A 6373-nucleotide genomic window follows, 5' to 3' on the forward strand; every position below is an offset into this window, starting at 1 on the left:
GAATTGTTTCTAAGTATTATTTCACTTATGTAATTTGTTAGTAAATAAGAAAGGGGTGTCGTAAAAAAACTGTTCTGAAACAATCTTTTCGCATAGTAAAAGCTGTCAATATGAATTTTAGAACCTAATCTGAAATGAGTATTACTTATCTTGTAACCTTTGTTATTTGTTTCTACTAATAGGTTTTCCGGTAAATTTTTGTTGAGTGCATATTGTACTGATTGCTCAAACAGACTAATGGGACTGCCATATATATCTTTATTTTTGATTAATAGGTCAAAGTATTTTAGATTGCCATTGGTCAACAATAAGCTCGTCGGAGAGTAATATTCGGTTTCAACTTTACCTTTTGTATTTCTTTGAATAAATTGTTTATAATATGAATAATGGTGTTTCCAAATACGAAGATTAATATAGTTGTATTTTGCTTCAGTCTTTCCCGTTAGCAAAGTCGCTCCAAATCGATTAAAATCATTGTCTTGGATACCTTTTTGATATGAATAGAATAATACAAAACTTTCATCTTCCCAAAAGTCAAAATCAATATGTTTGGATTGGGTTCGTCGTAATTCAATAATGTCTCGAGTTATTACCTTGGATATATTATAGATGATAATATTTTTAATTTCCAAACTAATTGCAGAAAGAAGCCTTACCCAATCACTAGCATTATCAATTTTTAAAAGTTTTGCATTTATTAGATGAATGTTATTTTTGTGATGGTCGGCTATCTTGAAAAAAGTACTATAAACTTCAAAAATAAAAGCGTATTTACCGACAATTTTAGTTGGAACATTATCATAGTAAATAATTTTATTTAAATCAACTTCGCCATTCAATTCCGAAAATGGAATTTTATAATACTTGTCTATACTTTTTAGAGAGTTTTCATTATGCCCAGTTTGTAATCCCAGTTTTTTTTTAAGTTTTAATTGTTGGAGATGGGAATTAAACTTTTCAAGAGGAATTAAGCAATTATAGCTAGTGCCATATCTATTGGTTGATTTATCTAAACTTACCCCATTATTTTTATCCATAAAGAAAGCTTCATTATGTGATACTGCCTTAACATATCCCCCAAACCGTTCAGTAGCAACATGAGTAAAATATTGTAAACCATATCTTGATATAAGTTTGTTTAGTTGATGATCGGTCTTAGCATTTGGTAAAAAGAAATCTTCGAATCTATAAACATTTTTATTTTTTACTAAATCAATGTCATGTTCATAATTGATTTTTAGATTATTATTTGGGTCATTTTGCTTATTTAGCTCAATATTTTCTATATATTTCTTTCTAATTGGTTTATATCCCAAATCGATCACATTGATGTCCAAAAAGAAATCATTTTCATCGAAGGGCTCTAAATATTTTTTTTCTGAAGATTCTTTAAGAATAGTAAGCCTCCTTTTTTCAAAAATTCTTGCGGTAATAACTCCTACTCCAGATTGAGAAGTTTCGGTATTACGAGAATGCTCTACAATATTTAAGGCCAATTCTTTAATACTAGAACTTAGTTGTTCTACAAAAGCTATATAATAATCAATAGACTTTTTATCTATTTTACTCTTCTTATTATTTGGAATATCATCTGTAAGTAAAACTCTCAATAAGAATGTTTCAAAAATACTAAGCGTAGGGATATTGTCATAAAACCCTTTAACTTTTTGTTCTATCTTTTCAAAATATCTAAATGCCTGTGAGTTAGTCAAATAGGTCTTTTTTTTATCGAAAAAGAAACTAATCTTATCCTTGCTATCTATTAATACTAGAGGTATAAACCTTTCAGAAACTCCGGCATTTTTAGGGACTGGGAATTTACTTTGCTTCTCCTTATTGTAATAAAATGCTGTTAGAGAAATTCTATTTTTGAATTGTGGATATTCAAGAATAGAAATTATTTGATCTCGTAGACTAAAAGCCCTGTTCGATACTTTTACACAGTTTTGAAAGTTCGCCTCGGAAAAATTCTCCTCCAGCTCTTCTAAATAAGGGTTTATTATAGAAATATCAATCTTAGTTTTATAGAATTTTTCAATAAAGAGTACTAGATAACTAAGAAAAAGAGGGTCAACTTCAAGAATTGGCTCATCATTATATATTCTTGGGGTTATTATTATCTTTATTAAGTTATATATTGTTCCTTCAATTATATCTACGGCTCCTCCATTTTCGATTGCACAATCATTATAGAAATTAATTAATCTATTTATTTCAGCATAATCAATATTTCCCTCAATGTGAAATATGTTTTTCTCAGTTATATTCATATATGATTTTTATTGTGTATCACTGTTGACTGCATTATAATAAATTCAAGGATTTAAATTACGTTTGTAATAATTCACATTGTAAACCTATAGCAAAAAAACACCCCGCCCTGCGGCTTGCAGAGACGGGGGGAGTAGTTAAAGATAGTAATTTTTTTGATTTATTAGGTTTTTGGTTATTAACCCAAACTTACCAACAAGCTTCAAATCTTCCTTACGGCATACCGTACTGCTCCAAAAAAAAGAAAGACACCTTTACAGTGCCTTTCCTATCTCCCTGGTATTTCAAGGCATGGCCTATCCATAACACTACAATACTACCTAACTGTGTTTGGAAATCCCTACGGGAATCCGTAGGGTTGGTTATTTTTTTAAATAAGCCCCAAATCTTTTACCATGGCCACCAGATGGATGGCGTTGTTGGCCTTAAACTGGATGCGGAGTTTGTTGAGGCGCTTTTCGATGGAACTCAGACTCGAAGGGGAAATATGGCTGTTCTTAAAATGTGCGCTCACTTCATCCTGCGAAAAGCCCCGCGCCAATAATTGCAGTAAGGCAATATCGTAATCGTCTACCTCCAGGGCTTCCTTGTCGTTGAGCGCATGGGCAATTTGTGGCGACAAATAGGATTCTTGTTTGTCCAAGGCACGAATGGCGTGGGATAGTTCTACCAGCCCTTTTCGGCCCTTGCACACATAGGCGTCGGCATAACGGTCCTGCATGAGGGCACGAACCCGCTGCAATCTGTCTTCTACGGTATATACGGCAATCTGCAGATTGGGATAGGCCTCTCGCACTGCCTTGATCAATAGATCTCCGCTGGGGTAGGTCTGATCTCTATGGTCCAGTTTAAAGGAGAGGTCGGTGATCAAAAGATCGAAAGGGTCCCCATCCATGGCTGCCTTTTTTAGTTTGAGGTAGGCGTCGTCACAATACTGTACCTGTACCACCTCTTTGATGCCCAATGAAGCAGCCACCGTCATCACTCCGTGGTTGATGCTGTCCAGATCATCTGATATGAGTACTTTTTTAAACATAATTATACGGTAATAGTCGCTTTAAACCCCTTGTCGGGTTCCGATTCAAAGCTAATACGCCCGTTGATGGTTTCCATACGGTTTTCCGTATTTAGTAAACCACCTCGTTTTTTCAGGTGGGTGCCCAGGCCGTTGTCTGTGTAGGCTATCTGGTAGGTACCTCCCTTTTTTGAAAATACCAGCACCACCACCGTTGCCTTGCTGTGTTTGCGCATATTGGTCATTAGTTCCTGCAGGACCCGGTAGAGCGTTGTCTTTTTGGTATTGGGGAGGGCATCCCAATCTATTTTCGCAATATTTCTAGTGATGATGGAGACCTCGGCACTTTGATAGCTGAGCAGTAGGTCGGAAAGGAGGGTATCGAAATGTTGGTGTACTTCTATGGCGCCGCTTTCTTTCGAAATATCCCGGGTCTTGGTATAGATCTGTTCCAGATCGTCTAAAAGCGCCTCGTCTTGGGTATGATTATTCTGAAGCTTGGTCATGACATGATAGACATCGTTGGCGACCTCGTCGTGTACTTTTTTCGATATGCGGGTTTCGGTGGTATAGATGGCCTGTTGCGTCTTCTTTTTATTCCGGTCCCGAAGGAAAAAGAAGAGGTAGATACCACTTAGTAGTACAACACCCCCCAGGGCTTGGTATACTATTTTGTAACGTTTTTGTTTTTCTTTTTCCAGTTCGTTGGCATTGGCGCGGCGCGCTTCCTTTTCAAATTCAAATTTAATACCGGCATAGCTATTCTCCTGTGCCAGTTTGGCCTTGGCGAGACTGTCTGTAAGAAAGAGGTAGTTGCTAAAGTTGGTATCGTTCTTGGTTCGTATCAAATTGGCGATGGCATTTTCTAAGTAGGAGGCGCTATTAAGGATTTTGGCTGTCTGGTAGGCTTTTTGGGCATAGGCTTCGGCTTGTGTAAATTCTTTCTTATCTAAATGATATTCGGTAAGGTGCCGATAGCTGGAATAGATACCGGGTAGATCGTTAAGGGGAAGACGTAGTGCCAAGGCCGCCTGCAGATTGGGAAGCCCCTCAGGCCTTCCTAATTTGCTTTGCACAAAACCCAGGTTGTCTTGGGTCTTGGCAATCGTTAGCGCTTCTTGTTTTTGTTCCGCTTTTTTAAATGCCTGTTCGAGCTCCCGTAACGCCAGATCATAGGCTTCCATATCGATATACACTGTGGCTCTGTTGTTCAGATGGATTATGCTATCCTTTTTGGACGTGACCAATGCCAGTACTTTGTCATAGTAGTACAAAGCGGTTTTTGGATTTTGCAAGGATCGATATACGCGTCCCAGATTAATATAGAAGGCTTTTTTGTTTTCGAGTGTATAAGGAGAATCATTTAATGACTCTAGTAATTTTAGGGCGTTCGTGGCAGTTTCTTCACTATCGTTCAAAAAATCCATTTCGTATTGTCCTATAACCAGCAGTCTTTGGGCATACAATGCGGCAACAGTATCCTTTCTTTTTAATGCCTGCTCCAGCTTTCGTTGAAAATAAACAATGGCTTGGAGGGTTTCTGTTTTTGAATTAGTGCTAATAATGGCTTGATAGTAATAGGATGTGCTATCCGGTGCTGGCTGACTGTAACTCCTAACAGGAAAAGCTACCCATATCACTATTAGGAGTTGCCAAAAAAAGAGGGATGTAAATGGAACCATTCGCATCCCTCAAAAGTAGTGACAAATTTTTAATACATGCCACGCTTTTTTCTATCCTCCGGGAGGTGGCGGAGGTGGTGGTGGCGGTGGTCCAAAGTCATCGCCACAACAGGCTTGTGGGGTTATAACTTCGTCCATTGCTTGGGGGGTGCAGGCTTGCATGCCCAAGTAGAGCAGGGCGGCACCCATAACTATGATTATTCGTTTCATCGTTTAAGATTTAAAAATTAGAAATAGGCGTTGCTGTCCGAGTTATTACTCGGTTTGTTTTTGTTGCACAGCAACACCGTGATTTTTGAAGCGCGTTGGCTTCGGGTTGAGAAGTGCGGAGTGCAGCGGTCAAGAAATTCGATTACTTCTCAAATGGTCGAACCCCTCGACGTCGCAACTCCGGTATTGCATCGAAGAGATTCGTAAACCCTATTACGCTTGGGTGTTCTTCAATGCTGGGTCAAATAAATGGAGTTTTTTCGAGGAGGGCCTAGAAAGACCTTGGAAAGCTTTTAGAAGATCGTTGGAAAGCTAATTTCCAATTGTTTTCCAAAAAGATGTTGTAATTTTCGGGAAGTGAAACGGGAGAAAAACATGCAAACAAAACTATTGAGGATGGTATTTGAAAAGGCCTTACATGAAGGGGCTTCAAATAGCAGAAATGGAATAGCAACGCATATTAGTCAAGCGTTGGATCATGACTTTAAGTTTTCAATTACTTCGAAAGCCATTAGTAATTATCATCAGAAATTGGAAGAGGGTGAGACCTTTACTATTTCAAAGGTGATTCGAAATCAGTTATCGAAATATCTCGGCTATACCGATTACAAGGATTTTATTAAAAAGAATGAGGAGATCACGGTCAAAAAGAATCGCTCACGGTATGTAATCATATTGCTGTTGGTAATCATAGGATATTTTATTTACGACTCCACAAGGAAGAAATGCATGCAATGGCAAGGGGATAGGTATGTGAAAGTACATTGTGAAGAACCCAATACCATACCACTTGATATAGGTTTGTATAATAATTTTAGAAAGCTCGAAGCCACCTGTGAAAAGACGTTCTTTTTTAATGCTGATGGGAGTCCTAAGGTGTGGTATTACAAACGCGGAGACAAGGATTTGGAATTATTCTCGGCTCCGGGGGTACATCCCTTGAAGGGCAACGATCTTAGAAAGATCAATGTGGATATGATTAAGAAGCATGTGTGTCCGGATTATAGTGAATAGTGAAGGGTGAGTTGTGAGTTGTGAGATGAGATTCATCGGTCGCTTCGCTCCCTCTGAATCGTAATCAATTTTTAATTCAACTTTCTTTTGCTGCTCCAAAAGAAAGTTGCAAAGAAAAGGAGCTTTTATCCTTTTACTCACACGCTAATATTTTATTGAGTTCGTGAATCTTCGATTTCTT

The 6373-nt window shown here is 37.8% G+C and carries 5 protein-coding genes; 1 reads left to right on the top strand and 4 read right to left on the bottom strand.

What is annotated here, in order from left to right:
* The 4 genes from K8F54_RS13180 to K8F54_RS13195 all read right to left on the bottom strand — a co-directional run.
* A partial coding sequence (locus K8F54_RS13180) for a hypothetical protein (RefSeq protein WP_290791710.1) occupies positions 1 to 2270 on the bottom strand: 2270 nt, incomplete at its 3' end.
* A gap of 371 nt (positions 2271 to 2641) precedes the next feature.
* On the bottom strand, positions 2642 to 3307 hold the full coding sequence (locus K8F54_RS13185; protein WP_290791712.1) for a response regulator: 666 nt from the start codon (positions 3305 to 3307) through the stop codon (positions 2642 to 2644).
* A gap of 2 nt (positions 3308 to 3309) precedes the next feature.
* Positions 3310 to 4926: an ATP-binding protein gene (locus K8F54_RS13190; protein WP_290791714.1), complete on the bottom strand. Its 1617-nt coding sequence runs from the start codon at positions 4924 to 4926 to the stop codon at positions 3310 to 3312.
* A 93-nt stretch (positions 4927 to 5019) separates the two neighbouring features.
* A complete protein-coding gene (locus K8F54_RS13195) occupies positions 5020 to 5178 on the bottom strand; it encodes a hypothetical protein (protein WP_290791716.1) in 159 nt (52 codons plus the stop codon).
* 375 nt (positions 5179 to 5553) lie between these two features.
* Between K8F54_RS13195 and K8F54_RS13200 the strand changes: the two genes are divergently transcribed.
* On the top strand, positions 5554 to 6192 hold the full coding sequence (locus K8F54_RS13200; protein ID WP_290791718.1) for a hypothetical protein: 639 nt from the start codon (positions 5554 to 5556) through the stop codon (positions 6190 to 6192).
* Positions 6193 to 6373 lie beyond the last annotated feature (181 nt).

The sequence above is a fragment of the Altibacter sp. genome, from assembly GCF_019913785.1.
Taxonomy (GTDB): Bacteria; Bacteroidota; Bacteroidia; order Flavobacteriales; family Flavobacteriaceae; genus Altibacter.